This is a genomic window from Petralouisia sp. (genome assembly GCF_056822245.1).
The window spans coordinates 57,727-81,105 of record NZ_JBQIOP010000018.1 but is presented as its reverse complement, the minus strand read 5'-3'; the positions used below and the strand labels follow the sequence as shown (position 1 = coordinate 81,105).

25 protein-coding genes and 1 pseudogene are annotated in these 23,379 nt (G+C 45.6%); 7 read left to right on the top strand and 19 right to left on the bottom strand.

Annotation, left to right across the window (positions count from 1 at the left end; all coding sequences use genetic code 11):
• Positions 1 to 395: 395 nt before the first annotated feature.
• The gene (locus tag ACTO17_RS09125; RefSeq protein ID WP_172537672.1) at positions 396 to 1,178 is read left to right on the top strand and encodes a D-alanyl-D-alanine carboxypeptidase family protein; all 783 of its coding nucleotides are present in this window, start codon (positions 396 to 398) and stop codon (positions 1,176 to 1,178) included.
• Between the two features lie 68 nt (positions 1,179 to 1,246).
• On the opposite strand, the gene cls is transcribed toward ACTO17_RS09125, so the two are convergent.
• The 9 genes from cls to ACTO17_RS09080 form a co-directional block, all read right to left on the bottom strand.
• Positions 1,247 to 2,785 (bottom strand): cardiolipin synthase, encoded by a 1,539-nt coding sequence (gene cls / locus ACTO17_RS09120; RefSeq protein ID WP_172537673.1) that lies wholly within the window; start codon positions 2,783 to 2,785, stop codon positions 1,247 to 1,249.
• A 93-nt stretch (positions 2,786 to 2,878) separates the two neighbouring features.
• Positions 2,879 to 3,766: a S8 family peptidase gene (locus ACTO17_RS09115; protein WP_482557722.1), complete on the bottom strand. Its 888-nt coding sequence runs from the start codon at positions 3,764 to 3,766 to the stop codon at positions 2,879 to 2,881.
• A gap of 83 nt (positions 3,767 to 3,849) precedes the next feature.
• Positions 3,850 to 5,298 carry an FAD-dependent oxidoreductase gene (locus ACTO17_RS09110; protein ID WP_482557721.1) on the bottom strand — a complete coding sequence of 483 codons (1,449 nt, stop codon included), beginning with the start codon at positions 5,296 to 5,298 and terminating at the stop codon, positions 3,850 to 3,852.
• A gap of 184 nt (positions 5,299 to 5,482) precedes the next feature.
• Positions 5,483 to 5,875 (bottom strand): hypothetical protein, encoded by a 393-nt coding sequence (locus ACTO17_RS09105; RefSeq protein ID WP_482557720.1) that lies wholly within the window; start codon positions 5,873 to 5,875, stop codon positions 5,483 to 5,485.
• A gap of 60 nt (positions 5,876 to 5,935) precedes the next feature.
• A complete protein-coding gene (locus tag ACTO17_RS09100; RefSeq protein ID WP_482557719.1) occupies positions 5,936 to 7,630 on the bottom strand; it encodes an AAA family ATPase in 1,695 nt (564 codons plus the stop codon).
• A 222-nt stretch (positions 7,631 to 7,852) separates the two neighbouring features.
• Positions 7,853 to 8,170, bottom strand: a complete 318-nt coding sequence (locus ACTO17_RS09095) for a hypothetical protein (RefSeq protein WP_482557718.1) — start codon at positions 8,168 to 8,170, stop codon at positions 7,853 to 7,855.
• A gap of 25 nt (positions 8,171 to 8,195) precedes the next feature.
• Positions 8,196 to 8,432, bottom strand: coding sequence for a hypothetical protein (locus ACTO17_RS09090; RefSeq protein WP_482557717.1), 237 nt, complete (start codon positions 8,430 to 8,432; stop codon positions 8,196 to 8,198).
• A 156-nt stretch (positions 8,433 to 8,588) separates the two neighbouring features.
• A complete protein-coding gene (locus ACTO17_RS09085) occupies positions 8,589 to 8,729 on the bottom strand; it encodes a hypothetical protein (RefSeq protein ID WP_482557716.1) in 141 nt (46 codons plus the stop codon).
• Between the two features lie 219 nt (positions 8,730 to 8,948).
• Positions 8,949 to 9,659, bottom strand: coding sequence for a hypothetical protein (locus ACTO17_RS09080; RefSeq protein WP_482557715.1), 711 nt, complete (start codon positions 9,657 to 9,659; stop codon positions 8,949 to 8,951).
• Between the two features lie 442 nt (positions 9,660 to 10,101).
• Between ACTO17_RS09080 and ACTO17_RS09075 the strand changes: the two genes are divergently transcribed.
• The 3 genes from ACTO17_RS09075 to ACTO17_RS09065 all read left to right on the top strand — a co-directional run bounded on the left by ACTO17_RS09075 (position 10,102) and on the right by ACTO17_RS09065 (position 11,994).
• Positions 10,102 to 10,485 (top strand): PadR family transcriptional regulator, encoded by a 384-nt coding sequence (locus tag ACTO17_RS09075; protein WP_482557714.1) that lies wholly within the window; start codon positions 10,102 to 10,104, stop codon positions 10,483 to 10,485.
• Positions 10,482 to 10,877, top strand: a complete 396-nt coding sequence (locus tag ACTO17_RS09070; protein ID WP_482557713.1) for a hypothetical protein — start codon at positions 10,482 to 10,484, stop codon at positions 10,875 to 10,877. The genes ACTO17_RS09075 and ACTO17_RS09070 overlap by 4 nt, the downstream gene beginning before the upstream one ends.
• An 88-nt stretch (positions 10,878 to 10,965) precedes the next feature.
• Complete coding sequence (locus tag ACTO17_RS09065) at positions 10,966 to 11,994, top strand: aldo/keto reductase (RefSeq protein ID WP_482557712.1); 1,029 nt, start codon at positions 10,966 to 10,968, stop codon at positions 11,992 to 11,994.
• A gap of 91 nt (positions 11,995 to 12,085) precedes the next feature.
• Here ACTO17_RS09065 and ACTO17_RS09060 read toward each other — a convergent pair.
• The 3 genes and pseudogenes from ACTO17_RS09060 to ACTO17_RS09050 all read right to left on the bottom strand — a co-directional run.
• Positions 12,086 to 12,266: pseudogene (locus ACTO17_RS09060) on the bottom strand (GNAT family N-acetyltransferase); the annotation flags it as partial.
• 43 nt (positions 12,267 to 12,309) lie between these two features.
• On the bottom strand, positions 12,310 to 12,843 hold the full coding sequence (locus ACTO17_RS09055) for a GNAT family N-acetyltransferase (RefSeq protein WP_482557711.1): 534 nt from the start codon (positions 12,841 to 12,843) through the stop codon (positions 12,310 to 12,312).
• A 24-nt stretch (positions 12,844 to 12,867) separates the two neighbouring features.
• Positions 12,868 to 14,118: a glutamate-5-semialdehyde dehydrogenase gene (locus ACTO17_RS09050; protein WP_482557710.1), complete on the bottom strand. Its 1,251-nt coding sequence runs from the start codon at positions 14,116 to 14,118 to the stop codon at positions 12,868 to 12,870.
• A 174-nt stretch (positions 14,119 to 14,292) separates the two neighbouring features.
• Between ACTO17_RS09050 and ACTO17_RS09045 the strand changes: the two genes are divergently transcribed.
• Together ACTO17_RS09045 and rsiV are read left to right on the top strand one after the other, a co-directional pair.
• Positions 14,293 to 14,787, top strand: a complete 495-nt coding sequence (locus ACTO17_RS09045; RefSeq protein ID WP_482557709.1) for an RNA polymerase sigma factor — start codon at positions 14,293 to 14,295, stop codon at positions 14,785 to 14,787.
• A complete protein-coding gene (rsiV, locus tag ACTO17_RS09040) occupies positions 14,777 to 15,808 on the top strand; it encodes an anti-sigma-V factor RsiV (protein ID WP_482557708.1) in 1,032 nt (343 codons plus the stop codon). The genes ACTO17_RS09045 and rsiV overlap by 11 nt, the downstream gene beginning before the upstream one ends.
• Here rsiV and ACTO17_RS09035 read toward each other — a convergent pair.
• From ACTO17_RS09035 to ACTO17_RS09020, 4 genes are read right to left on the bottom strand one after another with little or no spacing between them, the layout of a single operon-like run.
• Positions 15,800 to 16,357 carry a 5-formyltetrahydrofolate cyclo-ligase gene (locus ACTO17_RS09035; RefSeq protein ID WP_482557707.1) on the bottom strand — a complete coding sequence of 186 codons (558 nt, stop codon included), beginning with the start codon at positions 16,355 to 16,357 and terminating at the stop codon, positions 15,800 to 15,802. The two genes, rsiV and ACTO17_RS09035, sit on opposite strands and share 9 nt — an antisense overlap.
• A gap of 26 nt (positions 16,358 to 16,383) precedes the next feature.
• A complete protein-coding gene (locus ACTO17_RS09030) occupies positions 16,384 to 16,605 on the bottom strand; it encodes a DUF896 domain-containing protein (RefSeq protein ID WP_482557706.1) in 222 nt (73 codons plus the stop codon).
• Positions 16,606 to 16,616: 11 nt separating this feature from the next.
• Positions 16,617 to 17,465: a glutamate 5-kinase gene (proB, locus tag ACTO17_RS09025; protein ID WP_482557705.1), complete on the bottom strand. Its 849-nt coding sequence runs from the start codon at positions 17,463 to 17,465 to the stop codon at positions 16,617 to 16,619.
• 56 nt (positions 17,466 to 17,521) lie between these two features.
• A complete protein-coding gene (locus tag ACTO17_RS09020; protein WP_482557704.1) occupies positions 17,522 to 18,913 on the bottom strand; it encodes an MATE family efflux transporter in 1,392 nt (463 codons plus the stop codon).
• Between the two features lie 254 nt (positions 18,914 to 19,167).
• Here ACTO17_RS09020 and ACTO17_RS09015 point away from each other — a divergent pair, with 254 nt between their 5' ends.
• On the top strand, positions 19,168 to 21,195 hold the full coding sequence (locus tag ACTO17_RS09015) for a methyl-accepting chemotaxis protein (protein WP_482557703.1): 2,028 nt from the start codon (positions 19,168 to 19,170) through the stop codon (positions 21,193 to 21,195).
• A gap of 106 nt (positions 21,196 to 21,301) precedes the next feature.
• On the opposite strand, the gene ACTO17_RS09010 is transcribed toward ACTO17_RS09015, so the two are convergent.
• From ACTO17_RS09010 to rsxE, 3 genes are read right to left on the bottom strand one after another with little or no spacing between them, the layout of a single operon-like run.
• Positions 21,302 to 22,102 (bottom strand): RnfABCDGE type electron transport complex subunit B, encoded by an 801-nt coding sequence (locus ACTO17_RS09010; RefSeq protein WP_482557702.1) that lies wholly within the window; start codon positions 22,100 to 22,102, stop codon positions 21,302 to 21,304.
• 11 nt (positions 22,103 to 22,113) lie between these two features.
• Positions 22,114 to 22,689, bottom strand: coding sequence for an electron transport complex subunit RsxA (gene rsxA, locus ACTO17_RS09005; RefSeq protein ID WP_482557701.1), 576 nt, complete (start codon positions 22,687 to 22,689; stop codon positions 22,114 to 22,116).
• Between the two features lie 12 nt (positions 22,690 to 22,701).
• A complete protein-coding gene (rsxE, locus tag ACTO17_RS09000) occupies positions 22,702 to 23,379 on the bottom strand; it encodes an electron transport complex subunit RsxE (RefSeq protein ID WP_482557700.1) in 678 nt (225 codons plus the stop codon).

The window sequence follows — 23,379 nt, the reverse complement described above, 5'->3', positions numbered from 1 at the left end:
GTTTATGGTTTTGATTTTGGAATTTTTGTTTTGATGATTCATTTTTAATTTTTGATTATTGGTTCGGTTTTGTGATTTTGGAATTATGTTTTGATGGTTGGGTTGATTGTGCAATGAAATCATAGTTTCAAGATTGCTGTTAATTGGTTATTGGAATGCCCTTATGAAGCTCTGTACGGCTCATAGAGACATTTTAGGGATTGAATTGTATCTGGCATTTGATGTTTTTAAGTGGTTAGATTATGTTTTCAGGCACTAAATAAGCCCACTATCAATCATAGAAATATAACTGATAATGGACTTATGTATGTGTCCGAATATTTAGTTTTCTTGGAAGTGTACATTCTACAAGGATTCCTGCTTGTCTACTATGTGTATATGCCACATGTGTAGCCATGGCAGAACACATCTGGGGCAGCGAGCAGGAATTTGTCAGCCGCATGAATCAGCGGGCCAAAGACCTGGGCATGAAAGACACCAATTTTGTAAACTGCTGCGGCCTTGACGTGGACGGCCACATGACCACCGCCTATGACGTGGCCCTGATGTCCCGGGAGCTGATTACCAAATATCCGAAGATACATGAGTACTGCACCATCTGGATGGAAAATATCACCCATGTAACCAGAAAGGGCTCCTCTGAATTCGGCCTTACCAACACGAACAAACTGATCCGCCAGTATCCCTATGCTACCGGCTTAAAAACAGGCTCCACCTCCCAGGCAAAATTCTGCGTGTCCGCCACTGCCGAAAAAGACGGCCTGGAGCTGATTGCCGTAATTATGGCCGCTCCGGATCACAAAATCCGTTTCAAAGACGCCACTACGCTTCTGAACTATGGATTCGGAAAATGTCAGGTCTACCAGGATGAAAATACGGATAAACTTCCCAGCCTGGCCATCAAAGGCGGCGTAGCGGACAGTTCCCCCCTGGCCTATGCATCCGGATTCTCCTATCTGGACGTGGCAGGTTCCGATTTGTCCTCCGTCACCAAAGAGCTGGAGCTTCCCAAATCTGCCGATGCGCCTGTCAAAAAAGGCCAGAGCGCCGGTAAAGCCGTCTACAAATTAAACGGAAAAGAAATCGGCTCCGTGGATATTCTGTTTGAAGCGGATGTGGAAAAAGCATTATTCAAAGACTACTTCCTGAAAACACTGGGACAATTTCTGTTCTGCTAATTCTGTTAAAACAAACAGACCAACGATTCCCAGGCCCCCTTTGCGGACGAAACCAATTATATAACATTCTACAGAAGCGGCGCAAACAGCCGCAGAACGCTCTGCAGCGTGCGGATTGCCGCCGGACGCTTCCTGCAAAATTCCATATTGATTTCCTCCGACTGTTCCAGGGTATTCAGCACGTCCGCCTTGACCTGCATAACCGCCCTGGAGCAGTACATCCAGACGCCGCACTCAAAATGCAGATACAGGCTGCGGTAATCCAGATTCACGCTTCCCACAACGGCCACCTCATCGTCGCACACAAAACATTTTGCATGGAGAAATCCGGGATTAAACTGGTAAATCCTTACCCCGCATTCCAAAAGCGGCTCATAATAGGACTGGGAAATCCAGTAGATAATCTGCTTATCCGGAATTCCCGGCATTATAATCCTCACATCCACGCCGCTTTTGGCTGCATTCTGCAGAGCCTTTAAAATCTCATCATCCGGAATCAGGTAGGGAGTAAAAATATATACATAGTTCCGGGCGCGGTTAATAATATTCATATAGATATTTTCTCCCACGTTTTCATGATCCAGAGGACTGTCCGTATAAGGCTGCACGTATCCGTCTGTGTGAAATTCTCTGGTCTGATAGCGGGCAGGCCGGAATTTTTCCAAATCCGCCTCCTGGCTCTTTGTAATATAATCCCACATTTCCAGAAACATAAGGGTAAAACTCCAGACTGCCTCCCCTTCCAGACGGATGGCGGTATCCTTCCAGTATCCGAACCGTTTCACCTGATTCACATATTCATCCGCCAGATTAATTCCCCCGGTAAATCCCACCTTGCCGTCCACCACCAGAATTTTCCTGTGATCCCGGTTATTCATAATCACGGACATAACGGGATACAGAGGATTAAACCGGACGCACTGAATGCCCCATTCCTGCATTCTCCGGTAATATTTCGCCGGAAGCGTGGTGACGCATCCGAAATCATCGTAAATAAAACGCACGTCTACGCCCTGGTTGGCCTTGCGTTTTAAAATCTCCAGGATTTTCCCAAACATATAGCCTTCTTCCACGATAAAATATTCCATGAAAATAAAATGCTCCGCTTCCTCAAGGGCCGCCAGCATATCCGGAAACATTTTTTCTCCGCAGGGATAATATTTTGTTTCTGTATTCTTATATACCGGGAAACCTGCCCAGTCCCTGACATACTTTGACTGGCAGTAAACAGACATATCCTTCTCCATCAGTTCCATCTGTATCTGGGAATGCTCTGGCAGCTCCTGTTCCATCTCAAAGTTAATGGCTTCCATCCTTTTCCTGGTCGGCCTTGTCAGCTCTGACCGCCCGAAAATAAAATAAATCAAAAGCCCCACAATGGGAACTGCCAGTATCACAACGCTCCAGGCCAGTTTATAAGAAAGGTTGCTCCTTTTATTGACAATCAACAGCACCACAAAAACTGCCACCAGATCAATCACCGTGTTAAAAAATGTGAAACGGGCCTGAAAATCATATAAAAACGACAGCAGCCAACACAACTGAATCAGTATGGCAAAAGCCACAATTGTTGCCCTTCCCAACAAAAATTTCTTTATTTTCTTCATCCAATCACCTCTTGCGCAAAGTGCCTCCCCCCCAGGCAATGCCTTTCAGTTTCAGAACATTCCCTGACGCTTTTATGCGCTGGTGACATTTTATCACAATAATCTTCCAATGTCTACCATTCCCCATCCCTGTTTTGACAGAGGCAGGCCCAAATCCACCGTCCGCTGATAGAATCGCAGCTTTACATCCGCCGGTAAAAAATGGGGGTATTTACTCAGCAAAAGGGCGATGCTCCCGCTCACCATAGGCGCCGCCATGGAAGTGCCGCTTTTTTGCGTATACAGGCTTGGATATACGCCGCAGCTTGTGACATTGGTTCCCGGCAGCACCAGCTCCGGTTTCACCACGCAATGATCCGTGGGGCCCTGACCGGAATAATCCGGCTTTAACATAGACCTTCCAATCTGCTCTCTGGTATCGTCATAGCAGCCGGCGGTTATGATTTTCCGGCAGATTCCGGGCACCGTAATGCTGTTTTCCCCGGGGCCGTTATTTCCCGCCGCTGCCACCACCACCAGATCATTGTCCCAGGCGTATTCCACGGCCTGCAAAAGCCTTGCCCGCTCCCTGCTCTTTGCATGAAGCACCATTCCGATCGATATATTCACAATCCGTATCCGGTAAACATTTCTCTGCTGAACCAGCCAGTCAATTGCCTCTACCACCTGTTCTGTGTTGCCGTTTCCTTTATAATCCAATATTTTCATAATAATCAGATGACAGCGGGGCGCAATCCCCATATATTTTCCCCGGGACGCCCCGCCGCTGCCGCCGATGATTCCGGCAATATGCGTCCCATGGCCGTTGTCGTCATAGGGGGACATCCTTCCTCTTACATAATCCTGAAAACAGACAATCCTATGTTCAAAATCGGAATGGAGATAAATTCCGGTGTCCAGGATTGCCACACCAATTTCTTCCCCAAAATAGCCTTTCTCATGGGCCTGACCGACGTTGATAATTTTTCTTACTCTGTCCATATGATTCTCTTTTTCTATTAATATATGCGTCCCTGATATTTTTGTTTTTCGAAAAAATTCGATTCTGATGCGGCCGCCGCATATCATGAAATATCCGTTGATTTCTGCCAAATTCCCTCCTGGGCAGGCCCGTCCAGCAGATTCCCTTCATAGTCAAACCGGGAGCCGTGGCAGGGACAGTCCCAGGAACGCTCTTCCGGGTTCCATGCCAGTTCGCAACCCATGTGCGGGCAGACAATATCCACCTGACAGATGTTACCCTCTTCCGTCTTATACACGCCTGCTTTTCCCTGGGGCGTTTCCACCACCGCTCCATGCCCTCTTTTCAGCGACGCATCCGTCTCTGCAGGAAGATGAAAAAATCGTTTCGTCAAGCCTTTTACAGCCTTTCCCCCTTCCTTCATCAGCTGGGGAATTTCCCCGGAAGAAAACCTGGACGGCGCAAATACTTCTGCACATGGATTTTCATTTCCGCAGATCAGATCTTTCAGCAGCATGGCCGATACCATGGCAAAACTCATCCCCCATTTCTGAAATCCCGCAGCCACATACCAGTCCGGACAGTCGGCAGCATAGCCCCCGATAAACGGGAGACCGTCACTGGTCATGCAGTCCTGGGCAGACCAGCAGGCCGCCGGGCGGCTCTCAGGATACATTTGTTTTGCCGCCTCCTTCAGTCTGTCATAGCATCCGCCTTCCCGGTTCTCCCCGGTTCGGTGGGCCTGTCCGCCAAGCAGCAGATAGGGGCCGTATTGCCGGAAAGAAAGTGTATCCTTCCCATCTCCGATATACATGCCGTGAAGTTCTCCTGCATGCTCCAGAGCAATCACATAGGAGCGTTCCTGATGCATTCTGGCAAAGTACATCCCGGGAAAATTAACAAACGGAAAATGCGAGGCAAAAACAATCTTGCCTGCATGTACGCTGCCGCAGGCCGTTGTTACCAGATTCGGCTCCACCTCTGTTACCCTGGTATCCTCATATACGTTCAGGCACTCTGACAATGCTCTGACAAATTTCAGGGGATGAAACTGGACCTGACCCGGAACACACACGGCGCCTGCACAGGAAACCGGAAGCTCGATCTGCTCTTTCAGGAACGCTTCTATTCCAAGCTTGCGGGCCGCTTCTGTCTCCCGTCTTAATTTTTCCCTGTCTCCGGAATAAACACAGGCATCTCTTTCTGTCAAATCGCAGTCGATTTTTTCTTCTCGGACAATCCTTTTGTATTCCTCCACGGCAGCCTGGTTGGCCTGCACATATTTTCTGGCTGTTTCTTCTCCTTTTTTCTCAATCAATGCGCTGCAAAACATTCCATGCTGCAAGGTAATCTTCGCTGTGGTATTCCCGGTCTGTCCGCTGCCAATCCTGTCTGCTTCCAGGACAACTGTCCGCACCCCGGCCTGCTCTAACTGCCATGCAGTCAGAATTCCTGTCATGCCTGCGCCGATCACAACTGCCTCCGCCTGGATATGGTCTTTCAAAGCAGGACGTTTCTCGCTGTCACACGTTTTTTTCCAAATGGATTCCATGTTCCGCCTCCAGTGTTTTTTATTACTCCGGCGGTTAAATGTCGCAGTAGATGAAGGTTTGGACAAGTAAGATACTGTGATATTTAACCGCCGGAGTAATACCTATAACATTTCCCATTGAAGCCGGTTTATTCCTATTTTTGATAATCCCTTATCTTTTTCAAACAATAAACTGCTGCAGATTTCAGCGGGTATACAAAACCGCCGTATCATCACAGCCTTTGAGACAGACTGCGGAGACATTTTTCAAATCATCCTGAATATCAACGGCAAAACTGCCTTCCGAATACCTGCCGCCTGCCAGTCCGCCATAGACCGTAAGATATAAAACCCCTTCCTCTATGGTGTAACTGTATTTCCAGAAGCTCTTGCCGCTGGACATAAATTCAGCTTTAGCAGTAAAGCCCGTATCTGTCAGTTTCATTTCTGTAAAAGAAAGCTCCGCTGCCGATGCCTCACTGCCTGTTCTGTACACAAAGAAAACAATCCAAAGCATCACTATAAGAATTACTGCTGCCGCTGCCATCAGGACAAATTTCTTTTTCCTCTTCCCTGTTTTCGTTCCTGACATACCCATTTAATGCTCCTTTCCCGTTATGCGCTGACACGCCCCAAAATACAGAAGTATCTATCCTTTTTATTCTCCAAACTGAACTTCGCAGTCTTTCCGGAAAAATGATATGCCATAACAATCAATGCTCCGGTATCCTTCCGTACGCAGCTCTTCCATGTATTTTTTCTCATAGATCTGCTTAAGCGCCTGCTCTGCATCTCTTTCCAACTCATCAATCGTGTCTGAAACCTTGATTTCCAGAATAAACGACCTGCCCCGCAGCGAAGGGCTCTTCACCATAATATCTGAACGTCCGTTTCCTGATTCACGGTTGGACTTCACCAGATAATTCTGACTCTGGCTTAATATTCCTGTCAAAAAGCCATGATAAAAGTTTTCCGCGCTGTCGTAGAAGCTGATAGTGTGGAAAAGCTGTCCATTTAATATCTCTGTCATTCTCCGGGCATTTCCCTCTTCCATTGCATGGTACAAATCATGAAAATCCTCTTTCTTTATCATGGCTTTCATCCAATTTAAAATGGTATTCTGATAAATTGTTTTCACTTCTATATTGGGAATCCGGACACGCAGAAAAATGAAAGATTCTTTAAAATACTCGCTCTCCTTCGTCAGATATCCTGTAAAATAAAGAAAATTCCATAAGTTTTCACCATTATCGCACATGTCTCCATAGGTAACCTCTTCATGCACCTGGATGTCTAACGTTCCTCCATCTAAAAGCGTCTCAATCTGTACTTTTGTCTCCCTGTCCGCCCTGGCAACCAAATCCTTAATAATATCATTGGAACTGGTATTAATCCAATACGGATGAGGAAATGCATCTGTATCCGAATATAAATCATATAAAAACTTAATCACACTCCATGGATTGTAAACTTCCGTATCCCCAAACAAGTACCCATCATACCATTCTTTCATTGTAGAAAAACGGCTTTCCACTTCATAATAAGCCATCATCTGAAAAACTTCCTGTTCTGTAAACCCAAAATGCTCACTGTATTTTTTATCAAGCACAGAAACAATATTCAGGTGGTTCAGTCCGGTAAATATACTTTCCTTTGAAATCCGCAGACACCCGGTAATCACAGCAAACTGTAAATATTGATTGGTTTTCAAAGCCGCTTCAAACAAGGAACGGATAAAGCCTGCCATCCTTCCATAAAAACCTCTGAAATATGCATTTTCCAACGGCACATCATATTCATCAATCAGAATAACCGTATTCTTACCGGTAATCTTATGCATACACTGACAGAATAACTGCAGCGCATTTCTTACCGCTTTTTCCTCCGCCTTCCCTTCTGCGATAGCGGTGTACTGCTCATATTCTCTTAGGGAAAGACATGCTTTCCCTCCTTCCACAAGTTTTCTGTGCCTTTCAAATTCTGTGCTGAGCGCAGTTTGTATCATATAATAAGCTGTATCGTATTCTTCCTGCTTTGCCGATTTCAATGTCAATTCAAACACAGGATACATTCCCATCTGATTTGTGCAATTCTCCCCCGCCTCCATAATCTTCATTCCCTGAAAAAGCGTTTGATACTGTTCATTCTTGTCTACATCCCCTGTATCTTCAAAAAAATATCGGAGCATACTCAAGTTCAGGGTTTTCCCAAATCTTCTCGGACGCGTAAACAAATTTACTTTTCCTTTTAAATCCATTAATTCTTTTATCAGCATTGTTTTATCGACATAGTAATAACCCGATTTCACCATATCCTCAAAATTTTCAACACCGACAGGTAACGCTTTTTTCATCTCTGCCGCCTCCGTTTTATCTCTTTTCCATATTATACTCTATGCTTGTTTATTTCACAATTCTTTTCTGTCGGGCAATTCTTACATCGGCGGCTAAAATCTTTCGATATTTAACCGCCGGAACGATATAAAGCCGCCTCCTGGACATTTTTATATTTCAAGAGACGGCTCTAAATAATCAAATTGATTTTCCAATTTTAACATAATACTCAAGACTTACTACTATTTTATATATTCATGCCCCGTATCATTATGTAACTTCGTCTCAGATATCGGTGCTGAATTTGGCTGTTCTTCGCAAAATTCTACATCTCGCTCTCCTTCGCCCTCATAAAGAATAATTTCATTTGATTTAGAATTTGAGCTAAAATCTATCTGTTGTCCTGCAGATTCTTGAAATACATGTTCTGACGGACTTTCATTTACTGGCACTGTATTTTCCTGACTTTCGTAAAAACTTTTTCGGCCAGACTGTGCAGTAATGCTAATTAACACAAAGCATCCAATCAAGCCTACTGCTGAGAAAAATCTTTTTTTCATAATAACCTCCAATCATAAATATCCCTTATGCTGTTGTATGATACCTCATTTTCTCTGAAAGCGGCTTTGCAAGCAGCTCTTCATATCTTTCCAATGCCTTGCGGTGAATACCGCTTGGAACTACACTGGTATTTCCCGCCTCATAGATCTCTCCGCCTTCCACTATACACCTTGTTCCATTGATGTTGAATTCTCTACTGGTATCCACTCCCAACTCCCGAAGCAGCCTTAATGCAACTGTTGCATTCATTTCGAATACCATAAAACTTTGCTGATCTGCAAAATGAATCAGGGAATCCATATTCTTCTATATTTGGATCATACCATGCCGGAAGATCATTACCACTGATTTTTGCAAGTTTAAACTCATCTTCGATCAAAAATCTTATCCCACCTCTTACCTGCCAATCAAACCCGTTTAATGTTTTGGAAGAACCACCGGAATGCCCTTCGTTAAAAAAGAAATAAATTCATTTTCTGAACCGTCTTTAGCCGAGAGTTTCCCTGTCTTAAAATTATATCGATAAGTCTGAACTGTCCCGATTCCTGTTACACCCATTTTTTTCTCCTTCCTTACCATGAGGCTGCCGGAAAATGTAATTTACTCAGAACTTATTATATGACAATGAAAAGTTCACAGTAAACTTCCATCATACCAGGCCTGTTGTGAGTACAGGCCACATGGCCGCTCTCACCTATGGAAGCCGAAGATTTTCATCGTAAGGATGGTAAACCATTCTTTCCGGGCAACTTCTTACGGCTTCCTATTCTTCTTTACCTACAAATTCAATTCATTTCCTGGGTAAGGTGCCATTGTACAATTAAATTTGCAGTTCAATCTACCAATCCATTGTGTAATATGCCCACCCTGTCCACATTTAACATAAATATTCCATGATTGTCTCAAATTAACACCGCTCATACCATAGATCTCACTGGAACCTCCAATATTAGAATAGGTCTTTCCTCCAAAATAACGCATGCTTTTCTCTATATCAGTACAGGGGCTTCCTTGTGGAAATGTATCATTAATAGATAAATTTACGATTGTTGCACTCTCGGGTACAACCCCAAATAAATCCAAAGAAAGACTTTTTTTATCACTTCCAAAAATACTTGCTCCTCCAATTGGATATCCAGATACTGAATAAGTTTGCTTTGCTGGTCCTACATAGAAGAAATAGTTCTTTGTAAATGAGGGGGAATATTCCCAATTGTCACTGCTGGCGATCTTTATATAATATTTACCAGTCACCGGTGCTGTCATGTATAAATATTTTTCTGGCTTTAAATGATACACTTCTTTTCGTTCAGGATTTGTCGTATAAAAATACTTTGTTTCACCATTTAGAATATAAGACAACTCAATATAGCAATTTGTTTTCCCTACATTCCTGATATCCACAAAATATCTGGTTCCCGCTTTCAAGTCCACCGTATACCAATGCTCTTCCTTCGGATCATTAAGGGTTCCACTTTTCATTCCCAATCTAAATAAATCCGATTTATTCGTTATAGTTGTACACTATGTTTCATCCTCATAACTTCTTTCTTCCTTTCTTTACGCTTCTTATCGGTATGCCTAATGATTCTTCTCCATTGTCCCCCCTTTCTCTTCATATTCTCTATATACTTTATATAAAAAATATATATATCACACCACCCTATACACTAATTTCTATCCCAATTTCTTTTTCCCATTAATATCGTCCGTTTTTTCATATAGTTTACATCTAATTTAAAAAAATATCTGTTCTCACTAAAATACCTTTTCTTTTCTTTAAATACTTTTTTTATAAACTATTTACATTTAAAACTGCCCGTAGTATGATATTTACAATTATAAAAAACTGTCCTGAAATAAATTATTGTCGGGCTGCCGCTAAAAAGGCTTTGCACCCCCCAACTGTACGCATAGCCGGGAGAGCATTATGAGCAGAAAACTCAAAATAACTGGAAAAGAAGAGAGCTTTGCTGAAAGTCTGCAAAACTGCTTGGGCGAAATGCTGGTTCTATTCCTTCTAAAACAAAAACCCATGTATACTTACGAGATTATGCAGGAAATCAGCCGTATCAGCAACGGTTCTTTTTCCTACAAATCTCTCTATCCTTATATCTACCGGCTGAAAAATGCCGGCTGCATTGACGAAGAAAGCACCGCCGTAGCCAACAATCGGACACGGATTTATTTTCATATCACAGAAAGCGGACGGGAACACCTGGTTAAAATCAAACGAAAATACCGGGAAATTACTACTGCCGCCAATCTTATGCTTGATCTTGATGAAATGATTTATATAAGGAGAGATGAATGATTATGAACAGCAATTTCAGCAAACCAGTCAGACGCTGCATAAAAAACGCCAGACGTTTATTGACATGTCCCCGCAATTACCGCAGCAACTTTACAGCAAACATGGAAAAAGATATCCGGCAGTTTCTTCTGGAAAACAATTCTGCGGGATATGATGAAATTACCGGCTACTTTGGTACTCCCGCAGAACTGGCCCAGCTTTATCTGGACAGTGTTCCGACGGAAGAAATCACTGCCTATACAACCAGAAAGAATTTTTTTACTAAATTTGGATGGTTCATCCTGATACTTCTGTTTACCGCTTCCGTCGGCTGCTTTTACTTTAGTTATATAAAACCAAGGGAACTGAATGTCATTTATATAGAAGAATCCCTAGAGGTAGAGGAACAATAAATATTTTAAAGCCAATATAACCATTACATGCAGCAATTCAGGAGTAACCTCATAACCACTATATCAATTACAGAAAGGTAAGAAAATCATGAACACAACCGTCACCCTTGGAAAAACAGGAATTACCGTCAATAAAAATGGCTTCGGCGCCCTCCCCATTCAGCGTATTTCCACAGAAGACGCCGGAACACTGCTGAAAAAAGCATATGATGCCGGCATCCGCTTCTTTGATACAGCACGGTTCTACACCGACAGCGAAGCCAAAATCGGAAAAGCCCTCTCCTCTGTCCGAAGCAGCATCTACATAGCCACCAAAACCGGAGCGCAGAATGCGGAAGAATTCTGGAAAGATCTGGATACCAGCCTGGGGCTTTTGAAAACAGACTACATTGATCTCTACCAGTTCCACAATCCCTCTTTCTGTCCCAAGCCGGGAGATGGAACCGGACTGTATGAAGCCATGGAAGAAGCCAGAAGGCAGGGGAAAGTCCGTCACATCGGCATCACCAACCACAGGCTGAAAATCGCCCATGAAGCCATTGACAGCGGACTGTATGAAACTCTGCAGTTCCCCTTCTGCTACCTTGCCACCGATAAAGACATCGAAATCGTCAACCGCTGCAAACAGGAAAACATGGGCTTTATTTCCATGAAAGCACTGTCCGGCGGACTGATCACCAATTCTGCCGCTGCCTACGCATTTCAGGCGCAGTACGACAATGTATTGCCTATCTGGGGTGTTCAGAAGGAATCAGAACTGGACGAATTTTTAAGCTATATTGACCATCCTCCTGTTATGACGCAGGAACTTTCCGACCTGATCTTAAGAGACAGAGAACAGCTTGCCGGAAACTTCTGCCGGGGCTGCGGCTACTGCGTTCCCACCTGTCCTGCCGGAATTGAAATCAACAACTGCGCCCGGATGTCGCTGCTTCTGCGCCGTTCCCCCGCCGAACTGCAGCTTACGCCCCAGGTACAGGAAAAGATGAAAAAAATCGAGAACTGTATCCACTGCGGCCAGTGCAGGGCCCACTGCCCCTACGGCCTGGACACTCCCGCACTCTTGGAGGAAAACTATAAAGATTACAAAGAAGTGCTTGCCGGCAAGCACATATGAGAAACAGAAAATCACTTTGACGTAACACATATATGAGAAGCAAAAAACGCTTTGACGTAACACACGACGGAGCCATTCTTTTCCTCATTCCCTATGAGTCCAGAAAAGAATGGCTCATAATATAGAACTCTTCCTGGCTTGGACAGTATTTTTTCTCTCCCATCGTCTAATGTATGCGGAATCAATTCTTTTACCATCATTGCTGCCGGATATCTGCCATCTTCTGTACAGATATTGTATTTTTTGCAGCTTTTGAATCCAATGCTTACATAATACAGGAATCTCCTTTCAGTTCCAACGCATATCATCGTTCTTTCACAGCACATACTCCAACTGACAGTCACAAGGCTCCGCCGCATACAGTTTTTCGTCATATTCCGCTGCTTCCACACACCCAAGGGCATGATAAAATGCCTGGGTTTCTTCTGAAGAATGCGCCGATATGTACAGTTTTTCCGCTTCCAGCTTTCTTGCCGCAAGAATTGCCCGCTCAAACAGCTGTTTTCCATAGCCTTTCCCCCTGCATTCACAGGACACATGAATGCAGGAAAGCTGCACATACTGCTTTGTGGAGCCGAAACGTTTTGGTTCCACAGAGGTAAATCCTTTTAACTTTCCTTCCTCAAAACAGCCGAATACAAAACCGCCTGTATGGATGGTATTTTTCAGGCATTTTACCAGAAATTCATATTCCGCTTCTTTCCATTCCTCCACAAAGGAAATATCCTTTAATTTCCAACTGCCTGCTTCCTTCCGCCAACAGCGCGTCACCTCCTGATGACGGTTAAAATGGCAAAACAGCTCACGGCTGATTTGGGATTCCGACAGTATTTCAATGATTGCTGTCATTTTATTTTTGTCTCCTTTTATGATCTACGGCCTGACCTGACCGTTTCCATATATTATGTATTTTGTACTTGTCAGCTCCTTCAGGCCCATGGGCCCTCTTGCATGAAGCTTCTGGGTGCTGATGCCGATTTCTCCGCCGAACCCGAATTCAAAGCCGTCTGTAAACCGGGTAGAAGCGTTCACATATACTGCCGCCGCATCAATTTCATCCAGAAATTTCCTGGAATTGTCATAATCTTTTGTGATAATGGCCTCAGAATGGCCGGTATTGTATTTGTTGATGTGGGCGATTGCCTCCTCAATGGAAGATACGGTTTTGACGGACAGAATATAGTCCAGGTATTCCATACCCCAGTCCTCTTCCTTTGCAGGCAGAATGCTGCTGCATGCGTTCCGGCTCGCTTCGTCTCCCCGAAGCTCCACCTGCTTTTCTGACAGCCGCTTTGCCAGAAGGGGCAGCAGAACATCTTTTATTTTTTCATGGACTACCAGGGATTCACAGGCATTGCAGACGCCGATTCTCTGGGTTTTCGCATTAAAAATAATATCAAGAGCCATGGCAGGATCTGCGCTTTCATCCACATAGATATGACAGTTGCCGGTTCCCGTTTCAATGACAGGCACGGTGGCCTGCTTTACCACAGTGCGGATCAGGCCTGCGCCGCCCCGGGGAATCAATACATCCACGTACTTGTTCAGCTTCATAAATTCAGCCGCAGTCTCATGACTGGTATCTGTAATCAGCTGAATGGCATCTGAGGGCAATTCACACCTGGCCAATGCCTCCTGTAAAGTCATGGTAATGGCATTGTTGGAATGAATGGCATCCTTTCCGCCCCGGAGAATCACCACATTTCCGGCTTTGAAGCACAGTCCGAAGGCGTCTGCCGTCACGTTGGGCCTGGACTCATAGATAATGCCGATCACGCCCAAAGGCACACGTTTCTGCCCAATCAGAAGTCCGTTGGGCCTCTGCTTCATGGAAAGCACCTCTCCAATGGGATCTTCCAGAGCTGCAATCTGTCTGAGTCCCTCTGCCATCTGGGCAATCCTGGCCTCTGTCAGAAGCAGCCGGTCCACCAGGGCTGGAGCCATGCCATTCTCTTTGGCCCGTTCCACATCTGAGTGATTGGCTTCCAACAGCATTTTCATATTTGCCATCAAATAATCCGCTGAAGTGGTCAGGACTTTATTTTTCTGATTGGCCGACAAGGTACGCAAGGTTACTTCCGCCTTTTTTGCCTTTTCGCCAATCTGTTCCAACGTAAGGTTCATATTTTTTCCTCCATTTCGGTGTTGCTGTTTCTGTTCAGATATGGTAACAGTATAACAAGTTCCAGTATATTTGTCATTAATTTTTGAGGGTTCTTTACACTTTATGGGAAACTTTTGAAACTTTTTCCCGCGCTCTTTCATCTAATAAACAGTAACCGGAAAGGAGATTTCAAAATGAATTCACAAAAGATGCAGCAATTGGTGGAGCAGGAGCTTCTGTCCTCCTACGACTCCCTGTACCGTCTGGCGTTCACCTATGTAAAAAATGAAGCCGACGCTATGGACATCGTACAGGAAAGCTCTTACAGAGCCATTAAAAATTCCAGTTCTGTCAAGAATGCTGCTTTTATCAGAACCTGGATTTGGCGCATTGTAATCAACACTTCCCTGGAGCTTCTGCGCCGGAATCAAAAAGAAGTTTCTTTCGATGAAACGCCGGAGTACGGAACAGAGGACATTTACCTGGACTTCGACACCATTGACGCTTTAGACATTCTGAATGAAAAGGAACGGGCTGTCATTGTGCTGCGTTATTTCGAAGAACGAAAGCTGCAGGAAATCGCAGATGTATTGGAAGAAAATCTCAATACCACCAAAAGCATTCTGTACCGCAGCCTTGGAAAACTGAGAATCAAATTGACGGAAGGAGAACTCTGCCATGAATCATAATTTAAACCACATCAAACAAGATTATAAGAACATCCCCATCCCGGAGGCCCTGAGGCAAAACGTGGAGCTTTCCATTGCAAAAGCCAAAACCGAGCTGGCGCAAACCTCCTCCCCTGCAAAACTGCCGAACCGGAGATTCCTGAAATCCTCGAACGCCGTCACTGGCCTGCCCAAAGAAAGGAAACAGAAATCCCCGAACGCCGTCACTGGCCTGCCCAAAGAAGGGAAACAGAAATCCTCTGCTTTTTCCATCTGGATTGTCAGAGGAGCCTCTTCCATTGCCGCCGCCATGCTGATTCTCACCGTACTTGTCAACTCCAACGCTTCCATTGCCTATGCCATGGAACAAATTCCGGTTCTGGGCGCCATCGTAAAAATCGTCACTTTCCGGGAATACAAACACCAGGAAAACAGGATGGAAGCCGATATCAAAGTTCCAGAGATGGAGGTTAAAGACAGTAAAGGAAATTTAATGGAAGATTCCACCCAGAAACTCAATGATCAGATCGAAGCCTACACCAATGAAATCATAGCCGCATACGAAGCTGATCTGAAAGCCGCCGGCACAGAGGGCACCCAGGCGGTAGACTTAGACTACGAGGTGGTAACCGACAGCGATAAATTATTTTCCATTCGTTTTCACCAGACCATTACCATGGCAGGGGCTGTGCAGATGGAAAAAATTTACCACATCGACAAGCAGACCGGCGAACTGACAACACTGAAAGATTTGTTCCAGGAGGGAGCAGATTACAAAACGCCCATTACAGAAAATATCAAAAAACAGATGAAAGAACAGATGGCCCAGGATAAAACCGTCACTTACTGGCTGGACAGCGACGTGTCTGAATGGAATTTTACGGAATTGTCCGACTCTGTAAACTTCTTTATCAATGAAGCCGGAAAACTGAACATCGTTTTCGATGAATACGAAGTGGCTCCCGGTTTCATGGGAGTTGTCACCTTCGAAATTCCCACGGAGACAGTGGCAGACATTGTAAAAGACGGTTACTTACAGTAAAAACTCCATAACTCCTGTTTCCGAAGCAACCCCGTCCATCCTGACATCATGCTCCTCTAAACAGAGAGTTTCCACCAGCTGAAAGGCATAGGCCGCCCCCAGTTTATAGCGGTGGGGATGCCCGGCAAAATACCTGTCATAATAACCGCCGCCGTAACCAATGCGGGCGCCCTGTCTGTCAAAGCCCAGTCCCGGCGCCAGTACCAGGGCGTCCTCCTGATAGAGCTCCCTGTTCCCCACAGGCTCCATCACATGAAAACTGCCCTCTTTAAATTCAGCAAAAGACTTTGCCTGAAAAAACTGCATTTCCCTTCCTGTTACTCTGGGAAATGCAGTTTTTTTGCCCATTCTCCAGGCTGTCTCCGCCAACGGAAGAAGATTCACTTCCTTTCCCAGAGGATAATACAGGCAGACGGTATCCGCCTGCAGAAACCAGGGATGCAGTTCTATATTCCTGCAGATTTCCATTGATAATCTCCGGGCCTGTGTCCAGGACAGATTATCCCTGTTCCCTTTGAAAGCTGCTCTGATTTGATCCTTAGTTTCCATACGCACCTCCTGCCGGGCGGCTGTTTTTAATTCGCTTCTTTTTTTCCATATTTTTCACCCAGATTTTCCGTGGTGCCGTCAGGATTCACCACATCAATGCTGTCAAGCTGCGCCCGCAGATTTCTTCTGACATTTGCAATATATTCCTTCCGCAGAAGCTCCTGTTCTTTCCGTTCCTCCTCCGTCAGTCCCTCCGCCCTGGACTTCCTTGCCAGCGCATTAATTCTGTCTATTTTACTCTGATTCATACTGTTCTCCTTTATTCCAGACCTTTTTCTATAAAGTCAGCAATGTAAAAATCTTCATCCCGATGCTCCAAAAACAGCGTTCCCACAAATTCCCCCTGGAAAATCTCATGGAGAACGCCCACATCTTTTCCATTTGCAATAATCATATCCGCGCCGGAAAGGGTTGCAATCCTTGCCGCTGTCAGTTTTGTTTCCATTCCGCCGGTTCCCACGTCGCTTCCCGTAGTTCCTTTTGCCATGGAGATAATTTCCTCATCCAGCCGATCCACCACCCGGATCAGCTCTGCATTGGGATTCTTGCGGGGATCGTCTGTAAACAGCCCGTCAATGTCCGACAAAAGAATCAAAAGATCCGCGCCCACCAGAGAGGCTACCAGGGCCGACAATGTATCGTTGTCTCCAAACTGCATTTCGTAAGTGGAAACGGTATCATTTTCATTGACAATAGGAATAATCCCAAGCCGGAACAATTCCTCAAAGGTGTTCTGGGCGTTCTTCCGGGAAACATTGTCAAGCATGGTTCCTTTCGTCATCAGAATCTGTCCGGCAGTCTGATGATATTCCGAAAACATCTTCTGATACGTCATCATCAGTCTGGCCTGTCCCACTGCCGCGCATGCCTGTTTGGTGGAAATATCGGCCGGACGCTCTTTCATGCCGATTGCCTGACGGCCCACCGCTATGGCGCCGGAGCTTACCAGGCAAATGTCCACCCCCTGATTGCGGATATCGCAGAGTTCCCGCACCAGACGCTCTACTTTTCCCAGATTCAGCCTTCCTGTAGCTTCATGATGCAAAGCTGCAGAACCAATTTTTACCACTACCCTCTTTTTCTGTTTCAAATAGTTTTTTGTTTCCAATTTTCCATCCTCTTATTCCGTCATTTTTCGTGGGATTCATCTGCTCTGATTTCTCATCAGCTGACGATATTCTGAAGCCAGATTCCCTTTTTCACCAGTATATAACCCAGAATGCACTTCAATGTCTCAATCAGCTGACAGCTGAGGTACACAAGCACAATGGGCAGTCCTGTAAAATGGGCCAGTACATAGGCCAGGGGAATGTCCACCGCCCACACATACACACTGTCAAACAGCACAGTAATCCAGGTTTTCCCGCCGGAGCGCAGTGTAAAATAGCAGCCGTGCATAAAAGCATACAGGGGCATACAGCCGGCGGCAATCAGGATAAATCTGGCTGCATAGGACTGAACCTCCCCGGAGGTATTGTAAATCAACGGGAAGAAGGGTGAAATCGCAGCCAGCAGGCTTCCGCACACCAGGCAGGTGGATACGGTGAAAAACAAAAGTTTCCGGTCGGTATCCCTGGCTTCTTCCATTTTGCCTGCCCCTAACAATTGCCCCACAATAATCGCAATGGCCCCTCCGGTGGATAAAAATACCACATTAAACAGATTGGACACGGTGCTTGAGATATTGAGGGCGGCTACCACAGACAATCCTCTGACAGAATAACACTGAAGCAAAAACGCCTGTCCCGTTGACCATGCAATCTCGTTGAGCATAATGGGGATTCCCTTCTTTACAATATTCGCCGTCAAATCCCCGGGAATTTTCAAGGTCCGGTAGGCTCCTTCAATAAACGGATGGTCCCTGCGGTGTCCATACGTCCAAAAAATAAGAATCAGGCATTCCACCACCCGGGCAATATCCGTAGCTATGGCTGCTCCCACTGCTCCCAGGGCCGGGGCGCCGAATTTTCCGAAAATCAGCAGGTAATTTCCCACCAGATTCACCAGAACCGCAATAATTCCCGCTTTCATGGGCAGCACCGTTTCCCCTGTTTCACGCAGGGTACTGGCATAAGTCTGGGAAATGGCATAAGGCAAAATTCCAAAAATAATCACCGCCAGATATTTTTTCCCATACTCCAGGGTTTTGACAATATCCCCGCTTTCAGCCCCTTCATGAAGATACAGTGTAATCAGGCTTTCCCCAGACGTAAGAAACAGCACAACGGCAGCCACTGTCATTAAGATGCATACCATGAATTTAAACCGGAAGGTATTGCGGACCCCCTCCTGGCTCCCCTGTCCGTAATACTGGGCGGTAAAAATTCCCGCACTGGAAACGCCGCCGAAAATGCAGATATTAAATACGTTCATAAACTGATTTACAATGGCAACGCCGCTCATTTGCTCCGTGCCCACCTGTCCCACCATAATATTGTCCAACAGGTTGACGAAATTCGTAATGCCGTTCTGTATGATGACGGGAATTACAATCATAAGCACCATCTTGTAAAACGCTTTATCGCCTATGTATTTTCTCCAAAAACTTTTCTTCATATCTGTACCCTTTCTGCCTCTGAATTCAATATGAATGTAAGTCTATCATAAACAGACGGCTGTTACAATATGGAATCTGAAAAAAAGCATAAGCCGTATCACCAGGAACAGTGTAAATGCACAATCATCGCTGATACCCTTGAAAAACAGGCAGAAAAGTGATAAAATTATTTTCGCAAAAGCGGTACACTCTTACATTATGAAAGAACTTGCCCAAGCAAAATTTATTACTTATGTCACAGGGGGAATCTTTTATGAAGTTTCTTGCTAATCGAAAACTTGCTACACGTATCGGCATTCTTACCACCATGATCACTGTTACAGGAATGCTTTTGCTCTGGTTTATTATGTCCAACCGTATTGCATCCATCGTAAAAAACAATATTACCAATCAAATGATTGATGCAGTGGAATCCAGAGCATCCATTATCAACGACTATGTGATTTCTGCGGAAGAATATGTCACTGCATTTGCACTGAGCAGCGAAGTCCGCAATCTGCTTAACAATCCGGATGATCCCGAGCTTCTGCAAAAAGGGCAGAAATACACGGAAGATTTTGCTTCTGTCAAAGGGATTTTTGAAGGATTATACATAGGAACTCCGTCTACTTATATTCTGACCCATACTTCACAGGGCGCCATCGGAATGACCACCCGCACAGGGGATTCTTTAGAGGTATTCCATGATACAATCCTGTCAGCGCAGGAGCTAACCAATCTGGGAATCATGAAATCCCCGGGAACCGGAAGCATGATTCTTTCCATGTACTATCCTCTTTTTGAAGGTGAAACCTGCATCGGCTATGCAGGCGCAGGGGTTTATGCCAGTCAGCTTATGGATGTTTTGCTTGGCCTGAACATCAAGGGCCTGCCCCGCAGCGAATACGTATTTTTAAATGTAGAAAACGGAACTTATCTGTATCATGAGGATGAATCGCTGTTAAACACTGAGACTACAGACAAAGGCTATCAGGAAATTCTTAAGCGAATCAGAACCAACGGCAAAACAAAGGCCGGCACCTATTCCTATCGGGATGAAAAAGGCGTAGACCAACTGGTGGTTTACAAATATCTGAAAGATCGGAACTGGGTTTTCATGATCCGCGACAATTCGGCAGAAGTTTACAGTCAGGTGGCAAACGTCCGTGTCACCATAGGAATTCTGTGCGCCATCGTAGCCCTTGTGATTATACTTGCCACGCTGCTCAGCCTGCACCGGGAAGGCAGGGAGCTTATGGTTATGGAACACGCCATCCGGCACCTCGGCAATCTGGATCTCTCTGCGGATCGGGAATTAAAGCCCTTCTACGGCAGAACAGATGAAATCGGCATGATTGCCCAGACCATCCACCATTTATGCGACTGCCTGCGGAAAACCATTGAAGATATCGGCCGGATTCTGGGCGAAATGGCAGACGGAAACATAGCCGTGGATGTAACCCTGAACGAATCCTATTATATCGGTGATTTTGCAGTACTGTCCGAGAGTCTTAAAAGCATCCGCACCCATCTGACAGACGTTATGCGGGATATCACCCAGATTGCAAAACAGGTGGATAACGGCGCAAATCAGGTTTCTGCCGGAGCCATGGCCTTATCCCAGGGAAGCACCGAGCAAAAAGCATCCATTAACGGTCTTGTATCCAATGTTACAGATATCACGGCCCAGATTCAAAACAGTACGGTCCGCTGCGGAAACGCCAGTGATTTAGTGGCCAGAGCCACAGGCTATGCGGCGGAAGCGGATACAAAAATGGAACAGCTGATTATCGCCACAAGAAATATCGATCAATCCTCAGCCCAAATCGGCAGCATCATCAAAACCATTGAGGATATCGCTCTTCAGACCAATATTCTGGCCCTGAACGCCTCCATTGAGGCAAACCGCGCCGGTACTGCCGGAAAAGGCTTCTCTGTGGTATCCGGCGAAGTCCGGGATCTTGCGGAACGCTCCGCGGAAGCCGCAAGAGATACCAGCGATTTGATTGGCCGCTCCATCCACGATGTGAAAACAGGAACGGAATCCACAAATCTTGCTATTTCCGCAATGCAGATTATCAATGAATGCATTCAATCCATCAAAACGCTGATGGATGAAATCTCATATGCCAGCGTACAGCAGTCAGAAATGATTGTCTCTGTGGAAAACAGAATCAAAGAAGTCTCCAGAGTGGTTCAGACCAACTCTGACGCAGCGGAAGAAAGCGCCGCTATCTCGAATGAACTGTCCAATCAGGCCCGTACACTGAATCAGCTGCTCAGTCAGTTCCGTATTCAGTAACGGTTCTAAAGCCTGACAAACATAAATCAGGGCAGCCGGAAACCTGCAAGTTCCCGGCTGCCCCATTTTATTTGTCAGAGGTTCCGTTCTTAAAGCTTCTCTTCCATCATCCTGCCTTACTGATAATCTTCTTCGGACATTTCTCGGCGCAGGTTCCGCATCCTGTACATTTCTCATAGTCAATATGGGCTATATTGTCTGTCACAGTAACCGCCCCCTCCGGACAGTTTTTCTCACAGAGCTTACATCCGATACATCCTACGGAGCAGGCTGCCATCACATCCTTGCCCTTATCCTTAGAGCTGCACTGCACCTTATTCTTTGCATCGTAGGGCACCAGTTCAATCAGGTTCTTCGGACAGGCTGCCACGCATTTTCCGCAGGCTTTGCAGGCGTCTTTATCCACCAGCGCAATGCCGTTGACAATATGTACTGCATCAAAGGGACATGCCTTTACGCAGCTTCCGTAGCCAAGACAGCCGTAACTGCAGGATTTCGGCCCGCCGCCGGGAATAAACGCCATAGCTGCGCAGTCCTCCACGCCAGTATATTCATAATCCTGTTTTGCCTTCTCACAGTCTCCGGCGCATTTTACAAAAGCAGTCATCTTCACGCCGCCTTCTGCCGAAACGCCCATAATCTCACCAATCTGGGCTGCCACCGGGTCGCCGCCCACCGGACACTGGCCTACGGGCGCTTCTCCTTTTGCAATGGCTGCCGCAAGGCCGGAGCATCCTGCATACCCGCAGCCGCCGCAGTTATTTCCCGGAAGGACGCCCAGGATTGCCTCTTCTCTTTCATCTACTTCTACTTTGAATTTTTCCCCAAAGATCCCAAGGAAAAAGCCAAGGAAAATACCAGTTCCGCCCACTACCAGGGCGGCAATGATAATTGCTGTTACATTCATTTTTTTCCCTCCTAAATCATTCCTGAGAATCCCATAAAGGCAATTGACATCAGGCTGGCCGTAATCAACACAATGGCTGTTCCCTGAAATCGTTTGGGAATATCGTTATATTCGATTTTCTCACGGATACCCGCCATAATTACAATTGCAATAAAGAAGCCGACAGAGGTTGCAAGGCCGTTTACAATGCCCTGCAGCAAATCATAGCCTTTGCTTACATTGTTCAAAGCAACACCCAATACGGCGCAGTTTGTAGTAATCAGCGGAAGGAACACGCCCAGGGATTCGTACAGCGGGGGCATGTTTTTCTTCAAAAACATTTCCACGAACTGCACCAGTGACGCAATAACCAGAATGAACACAATGGTCTGCAAATATTCCACATGGCAGGGGCCTAAAATAAACTTATAAATCAGACCTGTAACAAAGGAAGCCAGGGTAATAACGAAAATTACCGCGCCGCCCATACCGGCTGCTGTTTCGGTTTTCTTGGATACTCCCAGGAACGGGCAGATGCCAAGGAACTGGCTTAACACTACATTATTTACAATGGCAGAGCCGATTGCTATAATCAATAATTCTTTCATCTATTCTGCCTCCTATTCTTCTGACTTTTTCTGAGATCCCGGTAATTTGCCGGTACACATAGCCGACTGGGAACAGCTTGCGCAGTCTCCGGTCAGACATCCGGATGGAGCTGCCAGAGGTTTGCCCTTCTTTTCCATTTTTTCCCGGACAACATTCATGCCTGCAACCAGAAACGCCAGTACCAGGAATGCTCCCGGCGCCATGATAAACACGGTAATTCCAAGATTAGCTCCTAAAATCTGGCGGATCAATCCGATAAAGGTCAGGCCGATGGTGAATCCCAGACCCATGCCAAGTCCGTCAAAAACAGAAGGTGTAATGGGATTTTTGGAAGCGTAGCTTTCCGCTCTTCCCAGGATAATACAGTTTACCACGATCAAAGGAATATACACACCCAAAGATGCGGAAAGGGCCGGGGTATACGCCTGCATAATAAACTGCACAATGGTAACCAGGGAAGCCACCACTACGATATAAGCCGGCATACGCACGCCGTTTGGAATTACTTTCCGGAACATGGAAATCAGCAGGTTGGACATAACCAGCACCACTGTAGTGGAAAGGCCCATACCGATTCCGTTGACTGCGGAAGATGTCACCGCCAGGGTGGGACACATTCCAAGCATCAGCACAAAGGTAGGATTTTCTTTAATAATACCGTTATATAAACGTTCTACATATTTATTCAT

What these genes read in the sequence shown, in the direction of transcription:
- ACTO17_RS09125 (WP_172537672.1), top strand. Translation starts at nt 396, where the DNA reads ATGGCAGAACACATCTGGGGCAGCGAGCAGGAATTTGTCAGCCGCATG.
- cls (WP_172537673.1), bottom strand. Translation starts at nt 2,785, where the DNA reads ATGAAGAAAATAAAGAAATTTTTGTTGGGAAGGGCAACAATTGTGGCT.
- ACTO17_RS09115 (WP_482557722.1), bottom strand. Translation starts at nt 3,766, where the DNA reads ATGGACAGAGTAAGAAAAATTATCAACGTCGGTCAGGCCCATGAGAAA.
- ACTO17_RS09110 (WP_482557721.1), bottom strand. Translation starts at nt 5,298, where the DNA reads ATGGAATCCATTTGGAAAAAAACGTGTGACAGCGAGAAACGTCCTGCT.
- ACTO17_RS09105 (WP_482557720.1), bottom strand. Translation starts at nt 5,875, where the DNA reads ATGGGTATGTCAGGAACGAAAACAGGGAAGAGGAAAAAGAAATTTGTC.
- ACTO17_RS09100 (WP_482557719.1), bottom strand. Translation starts at nt 7,630, where the DNA reads ATGAAAAAAGCGTTACCTGTCGGTGTTGAAAATTTTGAGGATATGGTG.
- ACTO17_RS09095 (WP_482557718.1), bottom strand. Translation starts at nt 8,170, where the DNA reads ATGAAAAAAAGATTTTTCTCAGCAGTAGGCTTGATTGGATGCTTTGTG.
- ACTO17_RS09090 (WP_482557717.1), bottom strand. Translation starts at nt 8,432, where the DNA reads ATGGTATTCGAAATGAATGCAACAGTTGCATTAAGGCTGCTTCGGGAG.
- ACTO17_RS09085 (WP_482557716.1), bottom strand. Translation starts at nt 8,729, where the DNA reads ATGGGTGTAACAGGAATCGGGACAGTTCAGACTTATCGATATAATTTT.
- ACTO17_RS09075 (WP_482557714.1), top strand. Translation starts at nt 10,102, where the DNA reads ATGAGCAGAAAACTCAAAATAACTGGAAAAGAAGAGAGCTTTGCTGAA.
- ACTO17_RS09070 (WP_482557713.1), top strand. Translation starts at nt 10,482, where the DNA reads ATGATTATGAACAGCAATTTCAGCAAACCAGTCAGACGCTGCATAAAA.
- ACTO17_RS09065 (WP_482557712.1), top strand. Translation starts at nt 10,966, where the DNA reads ATGAACACAACCGTCACCCTTGGAAAAACAGGAATTACCGTCAATAAA.
- ACTO17_RS09055 (WP_482557711.1), bottom strand. Translation starts at nt 12,843, where the DNA reads ATGACAGCAATCATTGAAATACTGTCGGAATCCCAAATCAGCCGTGAG.
- ACTO17_RS09050 (WP_482557710.1), bottom strand. Translation starts at nt 14,118, where the DNA reads ATGAACCTTACGTTGGAACAGATTGGCGAAAAGGCAAAAAAGGCGGAA.
- ACTO17_RS09045 (WP_482557709.1), top strand. Translation starts at nt 14,293, where the DNA reads ATGAATTCACAAAAGATGCAGCAATTGGTGGAGCAGGAGCTTCTGTCC.
- rsiV (WP_482557708.1), top strand. Translation starts at nt 14,777, where the DNA reads ATGAATCATAATTTAAACCACATCAAACAAGATTATAAGAACATCCCC.
- ACTO17_RS09035 (WP_482557707.1), bottom strand. Translation starts at nt 16,357, where the DNA reads ATGGAAACTAAGGATCAAATCAGAGCAGCTTTCAAAGGGAACAGGGAT.
- ACTO17_RS09030 (WP_482557706.1), bottom strand. Translation starts at nt 16,605, where the DNA reads ATGAATCAGAGTAAAATAGACAGAATTAATGCGCTGGCAAGGAAGTCC.
- ACTO17_RS09020 (WP_482557704.1), bottom strand. Translation starts at nt 18,913, where the DNA reads ATGAAGAAAAGTTTTTGGAGAAAATACATAGGCGATAAAGCGTTTTAC.
- ACTO17_RS09015 (WP_482557703.1), top strand. Translation starts at nt 19,168, where the DNA reads ATGAAGTTTCTTGCTAATCGAAAACTTGCTACACGTATCGGCATTCTT.
- ACTO17_RS09010 (WP_482557702.1), bottom strand. Translation starts at nt 22,102, where the DNA reads ATGAATGTAACAGCAATTATCATTGCCGCCCTGGTAGTGGGCGGAACT.
- rsxA (WP_482557701.1), bottom strand. Translation starts at nt 22,689, where the DNA reads ATGAAAGAATTATTGATTATAGCAATCGGCTCTGCCATTGTAAATAAT.
- rsxE (WP_482557700.1), bottom strand. Translation starts at nt 23,379, where the DNA reads ATGAATAAATATGTAGAACGTTTATATAACGGTATTATTAAAGAAAAT.